Here is a 21,788-nt window from a genome sequence, read left to right as displayed (position 1 = left end):
GGATCAATCCTTAGGAATAAACGGGTCCAGAAGCTCCACATGGAGGTGTTCCGCCTCCCCCTTTTCCCAAATCACTTTACAACGGTTACCGATTCTATCGGTAACCATTTCTATTAACCGATGGCGTTCTTTCAAGGGAACGTCCTTGATGCGGAAATCAAAGGCAGCATTCATGTAGTGTTTGGAAGTTCTTACATGTCCAGGAAAATCATTCCCGCTGGAAATGACAGGGACATAATCATCCCCTAAAACCACATGATAGGCATTTACAATTTCAAGGCCTATTGTATCCATGATGGAAGGCATGCTCTCCAGGTACACCCCCTGCTTTTGCCGGGTTCGCTTCAACAGCAGGCGATGGACCTCATCATTATTGAACGGCCGCATGTTCAAATGACGCATATACTCTTCTGCAGACCAGGTATCCTCCACCTCTTTGGGCTCATATTTGGGGATGGACCGCCTATCTTCCTGAATCATCCGGTATACAAAGTACACCGCCATCACCGAAAGAATCGGGAGAAGAAGGAAAATATGCCTATACAGAAATTTCATTTTACAAAAGCACTGTTTTTTCTAGTGGCAAAAATACTATTTTATGGACATGAAGAAAATTATCCTGTTCTCCGCTCTTTCTATTCTCGCAGCAGTATTTACCGCCTGCGGTGACAAGTCCTCCAGCACCAACTTCGTCGGCTACTGGCATGAAAGCGAATCCAACATCGTTTTTGAAGTTCTTCAGAACGAACAGAATTACGTCATCCGCAATCAGAACGGCGATCTTTTTGCCCAGATTACAAACGACAAGAAACTCTGCGGCAAGAACTCCCTGAACATGGACTACTGCATGACCGTCAGGGGCGACTCCGCCTATTACGAATTCAGCGGAATCGTTACCGGATACAAGCGCATCGACAAGGCTTCCTACGACAAGATCTTCGCAACCCTGTCCAAGGCAACCTTCACCGCTCCGGTAGAAGCAGAACCCGCCACCGAAGTTCCTGCAGAAAACTAATTTAAACAAACTTTATATTTTCCGCAAAAGTCCATCCCGAGTTTCAACAACTCGGGATTTTTTACACAATTACTTTGGACAAAATAACAACACTTTGTTTGCATCGGATATTTAAAACAGCCTTGAACTTAGCTAGTTTTAGGGTATGTGGAAAAAGAAGTATCCTGTCATCATTTTATCGATAGCATTCGCAATTGGTGTAGCAGCCTGCTCCCACACGGTTTCCTCCTGTTCACCCAACGAAACCGAATCCTCCAGTTCTTCCGAAAATGAGTCCTCCAGTTCCGATGAGGTAGATTCCTCTAGTTCCCAAAGCGAGGAATCCTCTTCCAGCTCAGATACTCCCGAAACATCCAGTTTCTCTACCGAAACAGACGAATCTTCTTCTAGCGTCGCAGAAATAAGTTCATCTAGTGTACAGGAAAGCGCTGAATCAAGTTCCTCCGACGCAATTGAATCGTCCAGTTCCGAAGAAGCAATTTTATCCTCCAGTACTGATGAAATATCATCATCCAGTCTAGAAATTATCGAGTCATCAAGTTCTGAACAGCCCCCTGAACCCATTGTGGAATCCTCTAGTTCCGAAGAAATCCAGTCTTCCAGTTCCGAAGATTCCATATCCTCCTGTTCCGAAGAATCCTCATCCTCCAGCTCCGATGATTCCATATCCTCCAGATCCGAAGAGGTATTCTCCTCCAGTTCAGAAGAAGAGCAGCTCCTTAGCGAAGAATGCCTTACTCTCCGCAGTACATTGGACACCTTCCCTCAAGTTACAGAGCTCCTAAAATGCATCCGAAAGACAGAAAAGGTTGCATTTATCCTAAGACATTCCGAAAGGGACAAGAGCAAATCCGGTTCAAAGGAGTATCTAAACGACAACGGCAGGAAACTAGCGTTCGAATTCGGCGAAAAATTACAAGACGTGGAAGACATCTACTTTATGCACACCCGTGTCTATCGCACAATGGAAACCATCCTGAAAATTTCGGAAGGCAAAGGACAGAGTTTTTCTGAATCAGCCATTCCCTTCTCCACCAAAGAGGGAGTAGACCAGCTGGAAACCGCTGATCTAGAGGAATCCTACATGATTAGGGATGATGATAAATTCCAGGAATGCAAAAGCAGATTTGGCTGGGGATGGTCCGCCTATTCCTACGCCGCCTACGAAGATGATGTAAGTCAGGCATGCCAAGACGGGCTATATGACGCAGACGATCGATTAGCGGAATTTATCGACACCTACTTTACCTACGAGAAGATGCACAACGTTACAATCGCCATTTCCCACGACAATTTGTTAGTTCCCTTCGTGACGGCGGCAAGCAAACGCCAAGTTCACCTACAATTCCATCAGCATGAGGGTGACTTCAATTATTGGATTAACTACCTGACTGGCCTCGCAATCATTACCGACAACGAAGGCAATACAACCGTATTACCAGCCACAGCAATGAACGACCCCTACCTAAGAGTATTCCCGGACGATAACTAAGGTTTAAGAACCTTCGCCAGCATGGGAATGACATCCAACTTGCGGCTTAATCTTCGATCGCTGAAAATTTTTCCTGGGCATTTGGATTTTCCAAACGCCTTTTCTGCAATATCCACAACAGATTCGTCGGAACCATAATAAGCCATGCAAGTCTTTTCTTCAAAACCTATTCGACAGAAAATCATTTGGGCTCCGGCATTTTCCATAATGGAAGGCATTACCTGCAACATTCTATCAGCAAATTGGTCTATAGACGCAGAATCTTTCCAGTCAAGACTTCCCAAACGGAACTTCACTCCATTCCAGTCATAATCCTTTGCATCGGAATTAAATATTTCTTCGTCAGTCATGGAACTGAAATCGTGAGCCGCCTCCACCATTCCCTGATAAATCCCATTGGCTTTTTCCTGGGCAGCAAATGCATCCACATTCCAAACGGAAGCAAGGATTTCCAAAAGTTCCTTGTAAATCAAGCGGTCCACATCCGTCGTTGTCACCTTTACCAAATTCAAGGTATCCGATAGCAATCCCGCAAGGAGAATTTTAGCCACATCAGGCGTTATTTCCACATCCAATTCCTTAAAACTGGAATAAACGATGCTACAGGTAGAGCCAACTGGCATATATTTACCGTAAATAAGTTTAGATTCGCAAATATCACCAATACCATGATGGTCAATCACCTGCAAAATACGGCATTTCCGAGTCAGTTCAACCGACTGAGCATAATCGCTATGGTCCATAAGGATCATTCGGACAGAATTCAGATCTTTCAACGCAGACTCATCTGTCAAAACCCGAGGCAATTCAATACAAAAAGCCTTTGCAGCAAACAGAGTTTCATTATTAGCCCTCCCCGCCATGAAAGCAACGGCATCATGACCTAACTGCCGCATCAAATATGCATAGGCCAAAGCAGACATAACAGAATCCCCATCGGGAGCTTTATGGCCTATGACAATGGCGGGCTGAGTACCCCAATCTAGGGAATCAATGGCTTTACGATATAAATTCATCATTCTTTATTATGTTTGCTATTACAGAAAAGGCCTCGGATAAAACCGAGGTCTTTTTTTGAAATTTCTTTCAAAGATCGCGCGGTTACAGCAAGTGTGCGCGGAGTTCTTCGCCGCTCTGTTCGCTCAGGTATGCAGGAGGCACATCGAGAACGGTGAAGCAACCGGTCTTGCCTTCAGCCTTCATGCGGAGAGCTGCACGGGCAAATGCTATCACAGCAGCAGTAGTGAATTCCGGATTGGAGTCCAACTTCAGGCTGTATTCGATTACGTGAGTGTGTTCGTTGTTCATGCCGGTCTTGCCGGTACGGATCACGAAACCACCGTGAGCGAGACCGCTGTGATTCTTGTTGAATTCTTCTTCGCTGATGAAGTTGACGGTGGTGTCGTATTCATCGAAGTAGTTCTTCATGGTCTTGATTTCGTTTTCGACGTAGGCTGCATCTGCGCCTTCTTCAAGAACCACGTAGCAGAGGCGGGTGTGCTTCTGACGAGTGGTCAGTTCAGGCATGGAACCGCTACGGACAGCGTCCAGAGCTTCCGGAACCGGGCAGGTGTACTGCTTAGCATTCTTCACGCCCTTGATGCGGCGGACAGCGTCGGAGTGACCCTGAGAAACGCCCTTGCCCCAGAAGGTATAGTCCTTGCCATCCGGAAGGATTGCGTTTGCATAGACGCGGTTCAGGGAGAACATACCCGGATCCCAACCAACGGAGATCATGGCGATCTTGCCTGCAGCCTTAGCAGCGGCGTCAACGTTTGCGAAGTGGGTCGGAATGTTTGCGTGGGTGTCGAAAGTATCGATCACGTTGAACTTTGCAGCCATTTCCGGAGTCATCTTGGGAAGATCGGTAGCGCTACCGCCGCAGATCACCAGCATGTCGATCTTGTCGGCCCACTTTTCAATTTCAGAGACGTTGAGAACGGGAATGTTCGGGGTCTGAATCTTGACAGTAGCCGGATCACGACGAGTGAACACTGCAACCAGTTCCATGTCCTTGGTCTTCTTGACTGCGCATTCAATGCCGCGGCCCAAGTTACCATAACCGAGAATAGCAATCTTTGCCATAATAATTGTCCTTATAAGGGGCTTTTTAGTGATTTTTCAATTTTTGCGCTTGAAAAATAACAAAGAGTGAAAAACAAAGCTACAAGTTTTTTGTCAATTTTTAGACAAAAACAGCCGTTTTTAGTCAATTTCTTTACATTTTATGTAAAAATTAGCCTTTTTACACTTTTTGTTTTACATTTTTTGTAAACCATATTTTTACTGTTTTCGGGGAGTTTTTGGTTTTCGCTAGATTACTTCAGCCTGGTGCTGCAAATCTATTTCACCCCGGTGCTGCCGAAGCCACCGCGATCCTTGTCGGCTAACTCGCCTTCTTCAAATTCCAGCGTAGGCTGGATTTCCATAATGCGGAACTGTGCGATACGGGAACCTTTTTCGATGGTCGTATCTTCGGTGGCGTAGACCGGCATTTTCCACCAGTCGCCCTTGCCGCAGTAGCTGGAATCCACCACGCCTACGGAATTGGTCTGCAGGATCTTGAAGTTCTTGAAGGTGGAACTGCGGGGTGCAAGGTGCGCCTCGTAGCCTTCGGGCAACTTCATGGCAACGCCCAGGTGAATCAGTTTGAACTCGCCCTTCCTCAGGGTCACGGTTTCTGCCGCACTCAGGTCGACCCAGTCGGACTTTCCGCCGATGTATTCCAAACGAGGAATGGAGTCGTCAAGATATTGAATAGTGATTTTTTTGGAAGCCATGTTTTCCCTTGGATTCTTCACTTCGTTCAGAATGACGTGTTTTTACTTATCCGCAGATTCCGAATTTTCAACGGAGGCTGCTTCTGCGGCTTTTGCGGCAGCAGCCTTTGCGGCACGGTCTTCAGCCTGTTCCAGGCGGGCGGGCTTACCCGCCACGTTACGGAGCAAGCCAAACAAGGCGCTCAATTCGTTGCGGGTGGGGTGCAGTCGCTGGAGCAAGGTATTCAGGAAGTTGTCGCGCCAGGCCTGGTCGTGATACTGACCGGTCAAATAGCGGTCCAGGAATTTCTTGAAGCCGTTGATCTGATCGATGGTGGCGGGCTGGGTTTCGCAGGCCCCCTTGGAACCGCGCTTGGCGCGGCCTTCACCATTTGCCAAGGCGCCAGAACGGCACAGTTCATAAAGGGAAATGGAAACAGCCTGACCCAGGTTCAAGCTCATCAAGCCCGGCACCGGAATTTCGCACTGGTAGGTGCAAGCGTTCACTTCTTCAAGAGCAAGGCCGCAGGATTCACGACCGAACACCAAAGCGATGGTGCCATCTTCCGGCAACATTTCAGAAAGATCCTGAACCATGCAATGCTTGATGGCGCTGCCGAAAATACGGCGGCTGAAAGCTACTGCGCAGGAGCAGTCGCCGATGGCTTCCTGGAAGGTATGGACGATAGTAGCCTTGTCCAGAATGTCGTGGCTGTTGGCTGCAGTGTGGTAGGAATTTTCAATAACCTTGTTACGCTTGGGGTAAACGATGTACAGTTCATCCAGGGCGTAGCAATGCATGGCGCGGGCAACAAAGCCTACGTTGTGAGGGTGTTCCGGTTCTACTAAAACGACTCTAAATTTTCTCATATTCTTCCTTTAATTCAAAACGTTCTAGATCCTTCGTCGCTTCGCTCCTCAGGATGACACAGTGTTTGCTCCTCAGGATGACACAGTGTGTTCGCTCAGAATGACGTCAGCCTAAATCTTCCAGCAGAAATCCTTACCGCGGATTCCGTTTTCAATGTTTTCGCCCTCGCCCACTTCGGCGCCAGCGAACACGATGGAGCGTTTCGCGGCGTCCACCGTCAAGGCGGCACTATCCCAGCAGTCCACTCCAAGTTCCTTAAGGCGGGCTGCGGTAGCATCCCACAAGCCTTCCGGAGAGCCCATGTCAATCCAGGTGGCATTCAGCTGGCTCATGTCCACATAGGGCGGGCGGCCCGCGGCAATTTCCTGCTTCCAGAATTCACGAATATCGAACTCGCCATCCTTGATGCGAGCCAACGCTTCATCGCTGTAATAAGATACGCCGGAGAATGTGGCAGCACGGCCTTCATCCAAACCAAAGCGACCAGCTACACCGTTCAGGCGACCATCCTTCCCTACGCGGAAAGTATTCACCTTGGGGAAATCAACGGCAAGCAAAGCCACACCCGGGGCAGCACCATTCTGCGCACCAGCAGCAAATGCGGCCTTTGCATTTTCTACGAAAGCCTTCAGGTCAAAACCGCAATAAGCGTCGCCATTCATGATCAACAATCCACCGCGGTAACCTTCATTATAAATTCTCTTAAGGGGGCCGGCAGTTCCCAAAATTTCAGGTTCAACCCAAACCTTTTCAAAACCCAGGCGCCCCCCTTCGGCCACAATCTGGTCCGCAAGGTAATGGGCATTGGCGTGGAGACGAACGTTGCCAATGGCGCGGGCCTTAATTGCCTGCTGTTCCAAGATACTCTTGTCCACCACAGGTACAAGAGGCTTGGGAACATCGCTGGTCAAGGGACGCAGGCGTGTACCAAGGCCGGCAGCAAGAATAAGAACGTTCAACACTTCTGAATCATTGGATTTCATAGCATAAAAAATAGTATATTAGTGCACCGAGAAAACTTAACAGGCTTACCCCATGGCACTGAATCAAATCAAGAATGAAACGGTCAATGTTCTCAAGGACTTTTCCTCCAAGGAAGCAATCCGCGAGAACAGCAAGAAGATGCACCCGCTGCGAGTTTTCGCCATGGTGTTCATCATCTTTACCTTGGTATTGAACATCGCTGCAACGGCCTTTACGGTAATTAACGGATGGACCAGCGGTCACGATTATGATTTCGGTAAAGGTTTGGAACATATTAGCGCCACCTTCAACTACGAAGCGATTCTTATCACCCTGGCAGCCCTGGCATTCTCCCTGGTCTACCTGATTCGTGCTTACAAGTGCAAGGGATTCACCTGGATTCCTGCCCTGTTCATCCCCATTGTAGCATTCGCCTCCCTATTCTACACTACCCAGCATCTTTCCTGGTATGGCATGGGAGCAGACATCGCCAAGGGTTGCGCCAACTTTTCAGCAATCCTTTCCCTCCCCACCATTTTCCTGGAACTTTCCGTTACGGGACAATCCCAGAAGGCAGGCGGCGCCATCCAGAACTTCTTTATCAGCCTAAAAAACGAGAATATCCATATTCTGCGAATCGTCGGTATCGGCCTTGCAATTCTTGCGTTGCTGGTACAACAGATCGGCCTGCTGTTCATTGCCCTGGAGGATACTCTGGAAGCGATCCCCATGGAATCTTCCATTCTATTCTTTACAGCAGCCATACTGGCATTAATCCTGTATGTTCTTTTCATTAAAAGACGATTCAAGTTCGCAGTTATATGCCCGGTGGCCTTTGTAGCTCTGAACGCATTTGTCCCTACCGCAGACTTTAGAAATGCGGTTCTCGTTATTAGCGGAAGTTTCCTAGTCCTGGAAATCATCACACTGATCCTTACCCGAGAAAAGAAATCCGCCTAGAAATGGCTCTGTCAAGCCTATTTGTATGACTATGAAAGTGCAGTTTATTGACTGTATTTGCACGATGGCATCAAAGCAAACTTTTGAACAATAAAATAGGACGCAAAAAAAATAAAGACCCAGGACTTTGTCCCAGGTCTTTTAATTAGTTCAAAGTCGGCAAGGCATTCTATCGCCTTACCATCCAACGTCTTTTTCCCATTTTTTGCAACTATAAAGTCCATTATAATCGCTGTTATTGGGACAATGGAAGCCCAAATATCCTGTTTCTAGGCCACGTACAGGAACAAAAACCCTTTCATCATTTTCATTAACAATAATGGCGGCACCAGAAAGATAGTTGGGCCAATGTTGGAACACACACTGTCCCCAATTATTGTCACATTCATAGGCCTTAAGATTAATCTCTCGATACAAACACAACTTTTTCATTAGGAAGCACGCAATCAAATACGTTTTCCAAAGGAACGAATTCATTCTTTGTAGCGCGCAAAGTCTTACATGCTTCAGAAAGTTCTACAACGCTGGAGCTAGAGCTGGAGGGCATAAAATCCTGACCTTCCTTACCAGGAGCACCATCCTTGCCGTTTTCGCCATTGAGCAAGTAGCCAATAAACTGATTATCACAGAGAACATCAAAGCCGTTGACTTCAGTGCTGGAAACAAGCGTACAGGAAGATAAATCCTTTCCATCGACGCCATCTTTTCCATCAGCTCCATCCTTACCGTCAACACCATCCTTACCATCAGCACCGTCGGTTCCATTCCATACGTAAACGGTGTCCTCGTCACCGCACTAGATTTAGTAGCCGGTCTTACGCAACGTACGGCAAATGTTTACAAAAGAAAACAAACCGTATAGTAACGTGAAAAAGCGTCTATTTTTAGGAAAACCCACCTAGACATACCTGCACATTCGTTCACTTTTGCTATATTTAAAATATGAACGAATTGTACGATGTCGCCCTAAAGAAACTGAAAGAATATTTCGGGTTTAACGATTTTCGCCCGAAGCAGAAAGAAGTCATTCTGCAAGTTTTAGACAAAAAAGATACTCTAGCCTTAATGCCCACCGGCGGAGGCAAATCCATCTGCTACCAGATTCCTGCGCTCGTATTTGACGGGTGCACCGTGGTAGTTTCGCCCCTAATCGCCCTGATGAAAGATCAGGTAGACTCCCTGAAGGAAAACGGAATTGCGGCAGCGGCACTGAATAGCGGCCTCTCCACGGAAGAAGCCGCAGAAATCCGCAAGGCATTTTGCAGGGACGAACTCAAGCTGTTGTACATCTCGCCGGAACGCCTGACTTTTGAAATGGACCATCTGTTGCCACAGGGCAACGTTTCCATGTTCGCGATTGACGAAGCCCACTGTATTTCCCAGTGGGGGCACGATTTCCGTCCGGAATACACCCAGCTTTTTAAACTGCGGGAAAATTTTCCCGGCGTACCCATGCTCGCCCTGACGGCAACCGCGGATGCGATTACCCGAGAGGACATCCTGCAACAGCTTTCCATACCCCAGGAAAACCTGATCCAGGATAGTTTCGACCGCAAGAATTTATCCCTGACGGTAAAGGCCAACTATACGAAAAAGAGTAAGTTAGGCGAGATCGTGGACTTTATTAACGATCGTCGAAATGAGGCTGGCATCATCTACTGCCTATCCCGAAAGTCGACGGAAACCGTTGCAGACGAACTGGCAAAGGAGGGGATTCATGCGGAAGCCTATCATGCAGGGATGAGTCCCGAAGAAAGAGCTCGAGTCCAGGACAATTTCCTCTTTGACCGCACCCGAGTGATTTGTGCCACCATCGCCTTCGGCATGGGGATCGACAAAAGTAATATTCGTTACGTGATTCACTATAACACCCCGAAAAATATGGAAGGCTACTACCAGGAAATTGGTCGAGCAGGTCGCGACGGATTGCCGGCGGACACCCTATTATTTTATTCAGACGGGGATGTTGTCCAGTTGGCGAAATTCGCCCAGGATTGCCCGGATGCAGCCCAACGCAACCTCCAATTGGAAAAGTTGGCCCGAATCCAGCATTATTCTACAAGTCTCATCTGCAGAAGACGAATCCTGCTGGGATATTTTGGCGAAATCAAGGAAGACAATTGCGGAAATTGCGATATCTGCCGCCATCCTCCCAGACGTTTTGACGGCACCATCCTGGCACAAAAGGCGTTGAGCGCCATCGCCCGAACCCACGAGCAGGAAAATGCCGCCATGATCATAGACATCCTGCGGGGTTCTAAACGTTTCGATATCATCACTAGAGGATACGACCAGCTGAAAACCTTTGGGGTGGGCAGTGGAACGCCCGCCGAAAAATGGAGAGCCTACATTCAGCAAATGATTCACCTGGGATGCCTCACCATGAGCTATACCGATCAGAAAACTTTGCGAATTACAGAATTTGGAAAACAGGTTCTCTTTGGTGAAAAGAAGATCGAGCTGGCCCTGGTAACAGACGAAATGGTCGCCCCGAAGGAAAAATCCACCGGTAAGAAATCCTTCGGGAAATCAGCAAGCGAACCCACACACGTTCGCCTCAGCGCAAAGGAAGAACTGGAAGGCAGCGATGCAACCCTATTCGAAGCAATGCGCATACACCGCAGGAATTTGGCGGACAAGGCCGGCGTTCCGCCCTATGTGATTTTCAGCGATAAAGTGTTGCTGGAAATCGTCCACAGGCGCCCCACATGCCTTACGGAACTTGCCGAGGTGCCGGGAATTGGTCAAATGAAGCTCAGCAAATACGGCAAGGATTTCCTGGACGTGATTAACGAAAACTAAAACATTTCTATTTTAGCAAGTATGAAGTACAATCCGTTTAAGCTGTTTTGGTCCCTCAAGAAACGTTACAAGTTCCTGATCATCCTAGGAATTCTTGTAGTCATCCTGTTCAGCGCCATAAAGGTAGCGCCCTCCTTCGTTAGAAGCTATATCGAGGAACATTCCCAGGAGCTCATTGGACGTAATGTAAAAATCAGCGATATCAGCCTGAGTCTCAGCTCCTTCACATTGTCCATTGATTCTCTGACCGTTTTTGAACAGGACGGCAAGACTCCTTTTGTAGGCTTTGAGGAATTCAGGATCAATCTGGATCCCTCTCATCTCCTTTCCAAGGAAATCTGCGTCAGCGAAATCTACCTGAAAGGACTTTACGCCCAGGTTATTCAGAATGGAGACCAGTTCAACTTCAGCGACATTCTCCAGAAAGTCGCCGCAACAGATACAACTGCAGCAGACTCCAATGTCACCGAATCCGCACCCGTCATCGATACTATTGCAGCAGTCCAGACAGATTCCGCCAAGTCGGATACCATCAACATTAGCAATAGCGTTTCCGAAGCACTTCACGGATTGAGCCTCGCCATCGATAACATCGCCATCGAAAAGAGCAATATTATCTACAAGGACCAGAAGGTGGGTTCCAAATTTAAGTTGGTGGATTTCTCCCTGCTGATTCCCGCCATCCACTTCAGCAACCAGGATACGGACATTGGACTCACCCTCAAGTTTGCCGACGGTGGAGACTTGAATGTCAAGTTTCTGTTCAATATGGAAACATCCAACTTCAACGTAGCTGTAGGCCTCCACAAGTTCAGTCTGGCCTGCGCAAAGCCCTACATGAAGGATTTCCTCACCTATAAGGATTTTGGAGGAAACCTGGATGTAGACCTGGACGTAACCGGCAATGTCAATGAGCCCATCAACTCCGATGTAAAGGGACATATTTCCCTGGACAATATCATCCTTACGGAAACTTCCGGCAAGTCAATCAGTCTGAACCGACTTGATGTAGGCATTGCCAAGGCAAACATCAACGACATGGACATTCGAGTGGATTCCGTAGTTGTAGACGGTGTTAACGCCCATTTCGACATGTTCAAGAAAGGGACCAATTTCGACGTTCTTCTCAAGAGCAACTCCAACGCAGCTTCTGAAAACGATTCCGCCAGCACAGCTGTGGACATGACCGATTCAGTCACTGTTGCCGACGCCCCGACAGATCCTTCCGCAGCGGCAATTACCGCCCAAGCCGCAGCAAAGGCAGAAGAAGAGAAACCCACTGAAGCCGCCAAACCGTTAAAGTTCATGCTGAACAAATTGCTGGTCAAGAACACCAACTTCACCGCTAATGACGCAACCCTCAAGACACCGTTCTCCTTCAATGTCAGCAACATTACTGTTTCCGGAAACAATATCAATTTCGACACCCCCTGTTCCGTCAACGTGAACGCTTCCTTCCCTGATGGAGGCAGCGTAAGCGTCAAGTACAAGGGTGCCATTTCCGACATGAGCACCATGGACGCCTACATCAGTGTCAAGAACCTGGCCCTGAAGCACTTTACCCCCTATAGTCATCACTTTACAGGCTATCCCATCAGTGCAGGCACTCTTGCTTTCGCAAGCGACAACAAGATCAACAAGTACGAAATTGACAGCAAGAACACCATCGACATCTACAACATCGACGTAGGCGACAAGGACCCCAACACGGATCCGGAATTTACCGTTCCCATGAAGATCGGGCTGTACATCCTGAAGGATAAGGATGACAAAATTCAGTTCGATGTTCCTGTAAAGGGAAACCTCCAGGATCCGGAATTTTCCTACGGCAAAATTATCTGGAAAACAGTCATGAACCTGCTGATCAAGGTTGCTGTTTCACCCCTCAAGCTGGTGGGCAATTTGGCAAATTCCGGCGCAGGGGCACTTGGAATCAACACAGGTAAGAATGACGAAGTGCTTATCGACCCCATGAACGTAAGCTTCGAAAGCGAACAGTTCGACAAGGCGGGCAAGATGGTCCAGTCCGTCACGGCCGATCCCAAACTGAAGATGACCTTCGTTCAGAGTTTCAACTTGAAGAAGACTGTTGATGCCTTCCGCACCCGCAAGCTGAAGACAGATTTCTACAGGGAAAAGACCGGCAAGTCGACGCTTAATGAACTGGATGAACGAGAAATCATCGCCATTGAAGACAAGGACAGCCTCTTCGTTGCATACGCCCAGGTTCACTCCAAGGATCTGAACCGCACCGCCCTGGAAAAGGAAATCCTCGCTATGGCAGACAAGCGCAACCAGGAAATGCTGAAGGTTCTCCAGCAGCAGAAGGGCGTAACCAAGAAAAACCTGCAGGTCATTACCGCACCTCGCAAGGACCTGGTGAACTACAAAGGCAAGCCGGCCTACAAGGTCCAGCTGGACGTTCAGTAATTCCCTGTATAAAACGATATAAGAACGGCTCCCTAAAGGGAGCCGTCTCTATATGCATTAAGGCGAAACCGCCTTAACTCACCCAATTTTACTCGTGGATAATGATGTTATCCAACTGCTTGTCCGAAATCTTTACGCCGTCCCAGACGACAACATCCTGCAAGGAACTGTTCTCGATAAAGCAGCCATCACCGATAGACACGTTAGGACCAATCTTGCAGTTGACCATACGGACATCCCTGCCAATATAGCAAGGAGCGATGATTTCACAACCCTCAAAGTCTGCTTCCGCAGAATTGTCATTACGATTCAAAACGATTGCGTTAGTTTCCAGCAAGGTTTCTGCAAGACCGCAATCCAGCCACTTAGCAACAGGAGCGGTACGGAAGGAGCAACCCTTCTGAATCATCATTTCCAGGGCGTCCGTCAGCTGGAATTCGTTCTTGGTACGGATATTATTGTCCATAAGGTACTTCAGGGATTCCTTTAGAACCTTGGTATCCTTGATGTAATAAATACCAACAATAGCCTCGTCGGAGACAAATTCCTGAGGTTTTTCCACCAGGCGTTCAATGCGACCGTCCTTATCGGTTACAGCGACACCGAAGCGACGAGGATCGTCCACCTTGTAGGTGTACAGAATATTGTCCTGAGCATGCTCCAGCACAGTAAGATCAGCTTCGAAAAGGGTATCACCCAAAATAATCAAAAGCGGTTCATCGTCTTCAACGTACGGAAGGGCAAGACTAATTGCTTCACCCAACCCTTGAGGATTAGCCTGCAGCACCGTACGAGTATTTCCCCATTCTGTGCGATTCTTCAAAAAATCATCAACGACATCAGCCTTGTAACCTGTAATAAAAACAGTTTCAGCAGGCTTCAGAAAAAGGGAATCCTCTACGATCCAATCCAAAATCGTCTTTCCGGCAACGGGAAGCAAGCATTTCGGAACATTCTCCGTATAAGGACGGAGTCGCAATCCGTTACCAGCAACAGGCAATACAATTTTCATTGAGTGCAACCAACTTGTTAAAAGTTTAACTCTATCGTCATAAAAAGATAGTTTTTTCTTACAATTTCATCAATGGATAGGACAAAACAAACCCATTGATAATGCATCATCATTAAACTCTAATTTTTTATGAGTCAAAACAAGCCTTCTTGCAAGAAAACATACCAAATAGAACATACAACAAAAAAGACCACCCTTTCGAGTGATCTTTTTAGTGGATGATGCAGGGGTCGAACCTGCGACCCGCTGATTAAGAGTCAGCTGCTCTACCAACTGAGCTAATCATCCATTGTTGGTAACGATCGCAAAAATAAAAGTCGAAGTTTCAAAGTTCGTTTCCCTTTCGAGAGCGCTTATCTTTGTCTGTCGCTTTTACGCTCCCTTTCGAGAGCTTAGTGGATGATGCAGGGGTCGAACCTGCGACCCGCTGATTAAGAGTCAGCTGCTCTACCAACTGAGCTAATCATCCATTGTCGCTTTGTCTCATCGACGGGCACAATATTAGAATTATTCCAGGACCTTGGCAAGGGATTTCGGTAAAAAAAGTTATTTTTTTTGACATGAGCAAGAATTCCAACCGCCTTGACGCCTTTCTGGCTTATCTGGGAGTAGAGCGAAACCTTTCGCCCATGACCATCCAGAGCTATCAGGAGGACCTGAGACATTTTGTTACATGGCTGGACGAATCTGCCATCGACCTAAAAGATCTAACTCCGGAAAAACTGGACCTGTTCCTCACTACCATGGCTAACAAGGTTAAAGGGCAGGACAATACATCCAAAAGCCGAGACGGAGATCAGGAGGTATATGCAGCCACAAGCGTTGCCCGTCATTTTTCCAGCCTCCGCGGTTTTTTGAAATACATGCAGAACCAGGGCGAGTACGACTTCAGCACAGAATCCATGCTGGCAACGCCCCGACTCGGCCATTACCTACCGCAATACTTGACTCGTGAAGAAGTTGATAGCGTATTTGAAAGCGCAGCCCAGGGAAAGAATCCCTTGCGGGACACTGCCCTATTTGAATTGATGTACAGTGCCGGCCTTCGCATTTCAGAAACATTGAACATCAAGCTGGCTCAATTGGACTTGGATAACGAATGGCTCACCCCCATCGGCAAAGGAAATAAGCAACGTTTAATCCCGCTAGGTTCCAAGGCCAAGGAAAACCTGAAGGAATGGATCGAAGTCGGACGCCCCCTCACCCATCCTTCCACCGACAATGTCATCCTGAATTCCCGAGGGAATCCCATGAGCCGTATGGGCGCCTGGAAAATAGTTCAACAGCACACGCTTCACCTGACCAAGCAAGTTTCGCCACACACCTTTAGGCACAGTTTTGCCACTCATTGTCTGGAAGCGGGAATGGATCTGCGAGTGCTCCAGGAATTGTTAGGCCATGCCGATATTAGCACGACCCAAATTTACACTCACGTAGATAAAGAATTTATCAAGCAGGAACACAAGTCGTTCCATCCTCGAGAACGCAGCGACAAATAGGCAATTGTCCAACTTACTTCAGCAGGCCTTTTTCCAGGGCATCCTTGGCGTGATAGGTAATGATGATGTCAGCACCGGCACGCTTGAAAGCGATGAGGTTTTCGCGAATGATGGCATCTTCATCAATCCAGCCCATCTTGGCGGCAGCCTTCACCATGGAGTATTCACCACTGACGTTGTAGACGGCAACAGGAACGTTACTGACTTCAGCAGTCTGGCGGAGTACATCGAGGAAAGCGAGGCCCGGCTTCACCATCACAATATCGGCACCTTCTTCCAAATCCAATTCCACTTCGTGAAGGGCTTCACGACCGTTGCGGACATCCATCTGGTAAGTCTTGCGATTGCCGAAATGGGGTGCGGAATCGGCGGCATCACGGAAAGGTCCGTAGTAGGCGCTGGCGAACTTGGCGCTATAACCCATGATGGGAGTGTTGGTATAGCCCGCTTCGTCCAAAGCTTCACGGATGGCAGTAATATGACCATCCATCATGTCGCTGGGAGCCACCATGTCCGCACCGGCGGCAGCCTGAGAGACCGCAGTCTTTGCAAGAAGTTCCAAGGTCGGGTCGTTATCCACATCATTATTCTTGATGATGCCGCAGTGACCGTGGCTCATGTATTCGCAAAGGCAAACATCGGTCACCACGTAGATTTCCGGAAACTTAGCCTTGATAGCGCGGATTGCTCGCTGGACAATACCATCTTCATCGTAGGCTTCCGTAGCCATTTCATCTTTATGGTCGGGAATACCGAACAGCAATACTGACTTAAGGCCGAGAGGACCAAAAGATTCCATTTCCTTCAGCAGTTCGTCAATGGAAAAGCGGAACTGGTTAGGCATGGAAGGAATTTCTTCCTTAACACCTTCCCCCTCAACCACGAACATGGGGTAAATGAGGGAAGCGGGATTCACTGCGGTTTCCGCAATCATATTGCGGATGACTTCATTTTGGCGTAAACGACGAGGACGTATAATCATAATTTAAGTTTGAGGGCGCACCTACGGCGCTTTGAGGGGTGAGGACGCGGCGTTGCCGCTTTGAGGTTGCTGATTATCATCAACTTGACTTGTAAAAGACTTTTCTAGTAGAACTAGGTCTTCAGCCCAATCCGTTTGGATTTTCTGTTTTAATTTCTTTGCAAGACTGGGGGCGCGGCCACGGGTAGAAACGGTGACGGTAATATTTTCACCGAAGTCCATTCTTGCGGGAACAATAAAATCACCGTCCAGATAATCGCAGGCATTATTCACCATAATGCGTCGGGCACGGGCATCGTTGCTGACCTGAGCATTTACCACAGGCTGGTCCGTACAGATAAACACCATGGAAACTCCACGAAGGTCCAAAGATTCGTAGGGACGCTCGACCAAATTGACGATCGCCAATTGATGATTGACGATTTTATCGGGATCGGAAAGTTCCGACGCAAGGATGTGAAACTCAGGATCAAACTGAGGCGCAACAACAGTAATGCGGGCTCCTGCAGGAATCAAAGTCTTCACCTTACGAAGGGCAATACGGCCCCCACCAACCACAAGAACATTCTTGCCTTCCAGATTCACTTCGATGGCGAAGAGGGATGATTTCGTGACGCTTTGTGGCTTGAGGTCGGAGCTTCGGGCCTTTGAGGAGAAAGGAGATTCATTCACCTTACAGACCTGCTTCACAACCATATCCGCAAAGCCATCCCATTCACCAAGAGGCGGCAAAAGCGTCATTGGAATTTGAGGGAAATCCTTCTGGGCGTTAGCAACAATTGCGGGAATATCCCCTTTGGAATGTTGTCCATTCAATAGCAAGTAGGGCAACAGCGTCACCGACTCCACATCCTCACGCAAAAGGGCACGAAGGTCGTTGTCCAAATCCACAAGGCTGGTGCTTGCGATGCGAGCATCAGGCATATCGTGACGGAGACGATCCAATACGGTTTCGAAACCGCGGTAAGCGCCCGGACGGATGCAGTTATGCGCGATGATCAGGACAACTTTCATATTCTACAACTTTCTTCACCAAGGAATCCATGGTGGTTTCTTCGCTTTCAACCACTTCAAAGCCATACTTCTTTGCTGTGGCGGTAGTCATGCGACCGATGGAGAACGCTAAGCGAGGGCTTTGCGCGCTGGGGATTGAGATCACACCTTCGGTGCTTTGAGGTAGCAACTTCACAAAATTCTCCACGGCGCTGGAGCTTGCAAATACCACAGCGTCTGCAGTAGCGACCGCTTCACGTTTCCAGTCAGGCATTTCAGTTACCGGAAGGGTTTCATAAACCACCCAGCGGATAGCCTTCGGGAGAAGAGTCGTCAGAGTGTCGTCTGCCAGGTTGCCCTGCAACAGGAGAATGCGGGACTCGTCAATGCTAGATTCTTCGACTTCGCACTTCGTGCTTCTACCCAAAGGGCATAACTCAACTTGAGAACTAAAGTTCTTAGTTTCGTATAGCTCAGAATGACACGGGACGGAAGCACACATCGAAGCAAGCAGTTTGCCCAGCCCTTCGCCCGTATGATCCTCAGGAACATAATCGCAACGGATGCCTCGTTCCTGCAGTTTCTTTTCGGTGATCTTACCCACAGAAGCAATTTTCTTACCCGCAAGGACACGAATATCCAAGCCCGCCTTGAACAAAGATTCGAAGAAACTTTCTACGCCATTCGTACTTGTGAATGCGAGGACATCAAAGTTTGCAAGGTCCGCAAAATCTGCAACATTCCCGTCCAAAGAACCAACGCGAGGTTCAACCCCACGAGTCTCGATCATAGGTGTTTCAATGACTTCGGCACCGAGAGCGGTCAATCGAGCAGTGATTCCGCTAGACTGTTTTGCAGCGCGGGTCACCACAAGACGCTTACCGGAGAGCGGCATTTTCTTTCGCCAGGCAAGTGTATTACCCAGTTCCACCACACCGCCCATAATGGTAATAGCAGGAGCGGTCACATTTTCACGGACAATAGTCTCCCCTGCCGTTTCCAAAGTGCAGGTCACTGTACGCTGATAAGGAGTGGTTCCCTTTTCAATAAAAGCCAAAGGTGTCTTAGGATCCTTACCGCATTCGATCAAGCGTCGGGAAATCGTTTCCATATTGGAAATGCCCATAAGGAAAATCAAAGTACCCGGGCACTTGGCTAGCGCGTCAAAATCAAGGCCACCGGCCTCACCATCTTCTCGTTCATGGCCTGTGATAATATGAAAGCTCGTTGCAATTCCACGATGGCTTACAGGAATACCTGCATAGGCAGGAACGGAAATGGCTGATGTAATGCCAGGAACCACTTCAAATTCAATTCCAGCCTCGACCAGTTCAAGGCCTTCTTCACCGCCTCTTCCAAAAACAAAGGGATCTCCGCCCTTTAGGCGAGCAATGGTTGCCCCAGGCATTTCCTGGGCGAACTTCACCAGCAGTTTATTGATTTCGGACTGTTTCACCTTATGATGTGTAGGCATCTTGCCCACATCCACCATTTTAGCCTTTTCATTGCAAAAAGCCAGAATCGAGGGGGAAACAAGTCGATCATAGACGACCACATCGGCCGCCTCCAAAATAGACTTCCCTTTCAGGGTGAACAATCCCGGATCACCAGGACCCGCACCAATCAAATAAACTTTTCCATTCATCATTCCAAATTTAGAAATAAATGGAATATCTGTGGAAATTTCAAATCCCAATGTAGAAGTCTTCTTTTTTAAAGTTGATTCCTAATTTTCCCAGCAAGACTCACGCCTAGTGATTTTGCACAAAGCAAAGCGGATTCAGCACCAATATCCAAAGGAGCGGAATCTTCCGCCCGAAGAAGACGTTTGCTAGATTCATCCCAATAGATGCCGCGAATTTTCAAGGTTCCGTGACCATACTCGGCAAAACTTGCCACTGGGAACTGACAGCCTGCATCAAGAGCCTTCAGGAAAGCCATTTCCGCAACGGCAATGCAAAAGGTTTCCATGTGGTTAACACGGGAGAGGATTGCCTGAATTTCGGGATAGGACAGCTGATGCAGACATTCGTCGGCATGACCTTGCAAGTTTTCTGCATGGTCTGCAAGGGTCTCGATGGCAAGAATTCCCTGCCCACTTGCAGGAAGCATCTTGTCCGTATCAAAATATTCCGTTACCTGATCTTCAAGGCCCATACGTTTAAGGCCTGCGGCAGCAAGAACAACGCCATCCAATTCAGAAAGCTTGGAAATACGGGTCTGAATATTTCCGCGGATAGGCACGTATTCCAGATCCGGACGCAAGGCCTTCAGCTGTACTACGCGACGGACACTTCCTGTACCTACTTTTGCACCTGCAGGCAGATTCATGAACTTCACGCCTGCAGCACCGCCGCGGGCAAGGAAAGCATCTCGCGGGTCTTCTCGTTTAAGAACTGCAGCCAGCTTGAATTCCGGCAGCACCTCTGCAGGCATGTCCTTGAGGCTATGAATTGCAATGTCGGCACGGCCCTCAAGAAGAGCGACTTCCAGTTCCTTAATGAAAACACCCTTACCACCAAAGCTAGCGAGGGACTTGTCCAGACGGCGGTCCCCTTCGGTAGTCATGGATACCAGTTCGTAAGCCAGTCCTGCGTTAGCCGCAACGATTTCGTCTGCAGCCATGGTTGTCTGAGCCAGAGCAAGCGCACTCTTTCGGGTTGCGATTCTTAATTTCATTTTACCCCCGTCATGCCGGTTTTCGTCAGCATGACTTTATCAAGACAATCCAGGAAAATTTTTACATCTTCAGCGGAGTTTTCAGCTTTCACCTTGTACAAATAATCGTTGGCCATCTTCTTTGCAAAACGGACATACATCATCCTGATGCGTTCAGAATCTTCGGCAGACAAATCAGGCATGGAGCGGAGAAGTTTTTCACACTCCTCTTCGGCAGTAGAAACCATCTGACTTGCATGGATATTGATTTGCTTGGCCACGTCATCCATGCGATACCATTGCAGGAATTCTTCAATACCTTCCTGGAGGATCCTCTGGGCGGCTTCCAGTTCAATCATGCGAAGTCGACGATTTTCAGAAACTATCTTTTCCAGGTCATCCACGCAAACGTACTGGACGCCCGGCAATTCACCAATAGACGCTTCCGCATTTCGCGGACTGCCTAAATCTATGACAAGTCGATTCCTTTCCAATTGCTTATTGGAACAGCCGATGCCGACCTGAGTCGGCATGACATTCTTTTTGTATTCACTTTTCGTGACAATAGGTTCCTGGCAGGCACTGCAAAGAATCATTACATCCGCCTTACCCATCACACTGTAGCGATTTTCAAAAGGAACTGGAGTCAGCACATCCCCAAACTTTTCTGCATTGGCGAACGTCCTGCTGCTGGCAAAAATTTTGGTGGTATTTTCCTGAACGTACTTGAGCATCAGGGAACCCATTTCCCCTAGGCCAACAATGTACACGGAACGATTTTCCAGGTCGTCAAAAGTCTTCTGAACCTGTTTCATGGCCAGGAACGGAATGTTGCAACTGAGTTTACTCAAGTTGGTTTCCGTCTTGATCCGTTTTGTAGTATGGATTGCACTCTGGAAAAGCTTATTCAGGCTATTTCCCGTTGTGCCATGCTGATGAGCAGTTTCGTAAGCGCGGCCAATCTGGTGAAGGATCTGATCCTCGCCCACCGCCACTGAGTCAAGGCCAGCACAGACATTCATCACATGCCGGACAACCGCATCCCCTTCAGAACAATAAAAGAACTGGACGAAATCCTCGTACTTCTGATGAGCAAGATCGCAAACATAGCGGACCAGTTCATCCTGTTCCAGAGTTCGATCAGAGGCCACATAAACTTCCGTGCGGTTACAAGTGGCAAGAATCAAAAGTTCATCAAAAGGATTATTCTTGAGAGCTTCGGTTTTCACATCCATGGGAATGTAAAACTTCTCTCGGACGGCAATTTCCGCCACCTTATGATTCATTCCTGCCATGTAAATCTTACGCATGGCCCAAATGTAGAAAAATAGCCTTAAGGTATTTTACTTGTA

20 protein-coding genes and 2 tRNA genes are annotated in these 21,788 nt (G+C 48.0%); 6 read left to right on the top strand and 16 right to left on the bottom strand.

From position 1 onward, the window contains the following. Positions 1-3 precede the first annotated feature (3 nt). Entirely contained in the window at positions 4-555 is a 552-nt protein-coding gene (locus tag BGX12_RS02735; protein WP_109734558.1) for a hypothetical protein, read from the bottom strand. Positions 556-604: 49 nt separating this feature from the next. Between BGX12_RS02735 and BGX12_RS02730 the strand changes: the two genes are divergently transcribed. Continuing rightward, the gene (locus BGX12_RS02730) at positions 605-1,015 is read left to right on the top strand and encodes a hypothetical protein (RefSeq protein WP_109734603.1); all 411 of its coding nucleotides are present in this window, start codon (positions 605-607) and stop codon (positions 1,013-1,015) included. Between the two features lie 145 nt (positions 1,016-1,160). Then, positions 1,161-2,507 (top strand): hypothetical protein, encoded by a 1,347-nt coding sequence (locus tag BGX12_RS02720; RefSeq protein ID WP_146196224.1) that lies wholly within the window; start codon positions 1,161-1,163, stop codon positions 2,505-2,507. Here the strand turns inward: BGX12_RS02720 and BGX12_RS02715 are convergent. The 5 genes from BGX12_RS02715 to BGX12_RS02695 form a co-directional block, all read right to left on the bottom strand. Next, entirely contained in the window at positions 2,504-3,526 is a 1,023-nt protein-coding gene (locus BGX12_RS02715) for a DHH family phosphoesterase (protein WP_109734555.1), read from the bottom strand. The genes BGX12_RS02720 and BGX12_RS02715 overlap by 4 nt on opposite strands. Positions 3,527-3,608: 82 nt before the next feature. Continuing rightward, positions 3,609-4,592 carry a diaminopimelate dehydrogenase gene (locus BGX12_RS02710; protein WP_073286485.1) on the bottom strand — a complete coding sequence of 328 codons (984 nt, stop codon included), beginning with the start codon at positions 4,590-4,592 and terminating at the stop codon, positions 3,609-3,611. A gap of 257 nt (positions 4,593-4,849) precedes the next feature. Next, the gene (locus BGX12_RS02705) at positions 4,850-5,287 is read right to left on the bottom strand and encodes a dUTP diphosphatase (RefSeq protein ID WP_109734554.1); all 438 of its coding nucleotides are present in this window, start codon (positions 5,285-5,287) and stop codon (positions 4,850-4,852) included. Between the two features lie 42 nt (positions 5,288-5,329). After that, positions 5,330-6,136 (bottom strand): RNA methyltransferase, encoded by an 807-nt coding sequence (locus BGX12_RS02700; protein WP_109734553.1) that lies wholly within the window; start codon positions 6,134-6,136, stop codon positions 5,330-5,332. Between the two features lie 111 nt (positions 6,137-6,247). Next, positions 6,248-7,120: a sugar phosphate nucleotidyltransferase gene (locus BGX12_RS02695; protein WP_233246218.1), complete on the bottom strand. Its 873-nt coding sequence runs from the start codon at positions 7,118-7,120 to the stop codon at positions 6,248-6,250. A 52-nt stretch (positions 7,121-7,172) separates the two neighbouring features. Here BGX12_RS02695 and BGX12_RS02690 point away from each other — a divergent pair, with 52 nt between their 5' ends. Continuing rightward, positions 7,173-8,060 (top strand): hypothetical protein, encoded by an 888-nt coding sequence (locus tag BGX12_RS02690; RefSeq protein WP_109734551.1) that lies wholly within the window; start codon positions 7,173-7,175, stop codon positions 8,058-8,060. Between the two features lie 177 nt (positions 8,061-8,237). On the opposite strand, the gene BGX12_RS15275 is transcribed toward BGX12_RS02690, so the two are convergent. Together BGX12_RS15275 and BGX12_RS02680 are read right to left on the bottom strand one after the other, a co-directional pair. Continuing rightward, the gene (locus tag BGX12_RS15275; RefSeq protein ID WP_146196223.1) at positions 8,238-8,420 is read right to left on the bottom strand and encodes a hypothetical protein; all 183 of its coding nucleotides are present in this window, start codon (positions 8,418-8,420) and stop codon (positions 8,238-8,240) included. Between the two features lie 40 nt (positions 8,421-8,460). Next, on the bottom strand, positions 8,461-8,664 hold the full coding sequence (locus BGX12_RS02680; RefSeq protein ID WP_109734549.1) for a hypothetical protein: 204 nt from the start codon (positions 8,662-8,664) through the stop codon (positions 8,461-8,463). A 338-nt stretch (positions 8,665-9,002) separates the two neighbouring features. On the opposite strand from BGX12_RS02680, the gene recQ reads away from it, so the two are divergent. Together recQ and BGX12_RS02665 are read left to right on the top strand one after the other, a co-directional pair. Further along, positions 9,003-10,862, top strand: a complete 1,860-nt coding sequence (recQ, locus tag BGX12_RS02670) for a DNA helicase RecQ (RefSeq protein WP_109734548.1) — start codon at positions 9,003-9,005, stop codon at positions 10,860-10,862. A 21-nt stretch (positions 10,863-10,883) separates the two neighbouring features. Next, complete coding sequence (locus BGX12_RS02665) at positions 10,884-13,292, top strand: DUF748 domain-containing protein (protein ID WP_109734547.1); 2,409 nt, start codon at positions 10,884-10,886, stop codon at positions 13,290-13,292. A gap of 88 nt (positions 13,293-13,380) precedes the next feature. Here the strand turns inward: BGX12_RS02665 and BGX12_RS02660 are convergent, their stop codons facing one another. From BGX12_RS02660 to BGX12_RS02650, 3 genes are all read right to left on the bottom strand, one after another. Further along, positions 13,381-14,304, bottom strand: coding sequence for a nucleotidyltransferase family protein (locus BGX12_RS02660; protein WP_109734546.1), 924 nt, complete (start codon positions 14,302-14,304; stop codon positions 13,381-13,383). 215 nt (positions 14,305-14,519) lie between these two features. Beyond that, positions 14,520-14,592 (bottom strand) — tRNA-Lys (locus tag BGX12_RS02655). Positions 14,593-14,700: 108 nt separating this feature from the next. Then, positions 14,701-14,773 (bottom strand) — tRNA-Lys (locus tag BGX12_RS02650). Positions 14,774-14,864: 91 nt separating this feature from the next. Here BGX12_RS02650 and BGX12_RS02645 point away from each other — a divergent pair. Continuing rightward, positions 14,865-15,803, top strand: coding sequence for a tyrosine recombinase (locus BGX12_RS02645; protein WP_109734545.1), 939 nt, complete (start codon positions 14,865-14,867; stop codon positions 15,801-15,803). Between the two features lie 13 nt (positions 15,804-15,816). On the opposite strand, the gene hemB is transcribed toward BGX12_RS02645, so the two are convergent. The 5 genes from hemB to hemA form a co-directional block, all read right to left on the bottom strand. Continuing rightward, positions 15,817-16,785 (bottom strand): porphobilinogen synthase, encoded by a 969-nt coding sequence (hemB, locus tag BGX12_RS02640; protein ID WP_109734544.1) that lies wholly within the window; start codon positions 16,783-16,785, stop codon positions 15,817-15,819. 21 nt (positions 16,786-16,806) lie between these two features. Beyond that, positions 16,807-17,799 (bottom strand): NAD(P)-dependent oxidoreductase, encoded by a 993-nt coding sequence (locus tag BGX12_RS02635; protein ID WP_109734543.1) that lies wholly within the window; start codon positions 17,797-17,799, stop codon positions 16,807-16,809. Continuing rightward, positions 17,771-19,426, bottom strand: coding sequence for a uroporphyrinogen-III C-methyltransferase (cobA, locus tag BGX12_RS02630; protein WP_109734602.1), 1,656 nt, complete (start codon positions 19,424-19,426; stop codon positions 17,771-17,773). The genes BGX12_RS02635 and cobA overlap by 29 nt, the downstream gene beginning before the upstream one ends. 65 nt (positions 19,427-19,491) lie before the next feature. Beyond that, positions 19,492-20,457, bottom strand: a complete 966-nt coding sequence (gene hemC, locus BGX12_RS02625) for a hydroxymethylbilane synthase (protein ID WP_109734542.1) — start codon at positions 20,455-20,457, stop codon at positions 19,492-19,494. Further along, positions 20,454-21,746 (bottom strand): glutamyl-tRNA reductase, encoded by a 1,293-nt coding sequence (gene hemA, locus BGX12_RS02620; RefSeq protein WP_109734541.1) that lies wholly within the window; start codon positions 21,744-21,746, stop codon positions 20,454-20,456. The genes hemC and hemA overlap by 4 nt, the downstream gene beginning before the upstream one ends. Between the last annotated feature and the right edge of the window lie 42 nt (positions 21,747-21,788).

This window comes from Fibrobacter sp. UWR4, assembly GCF_003149045.1.
Classification (GTDB): Bacteria; Fibrobacterota; Fibrobacteria; order Fibrobacterales; family Fibrobacteraceae; genus Fibrobacter.
This window is presented reverse-complemented; position numbering and strand designations above follow the sequence as displayed.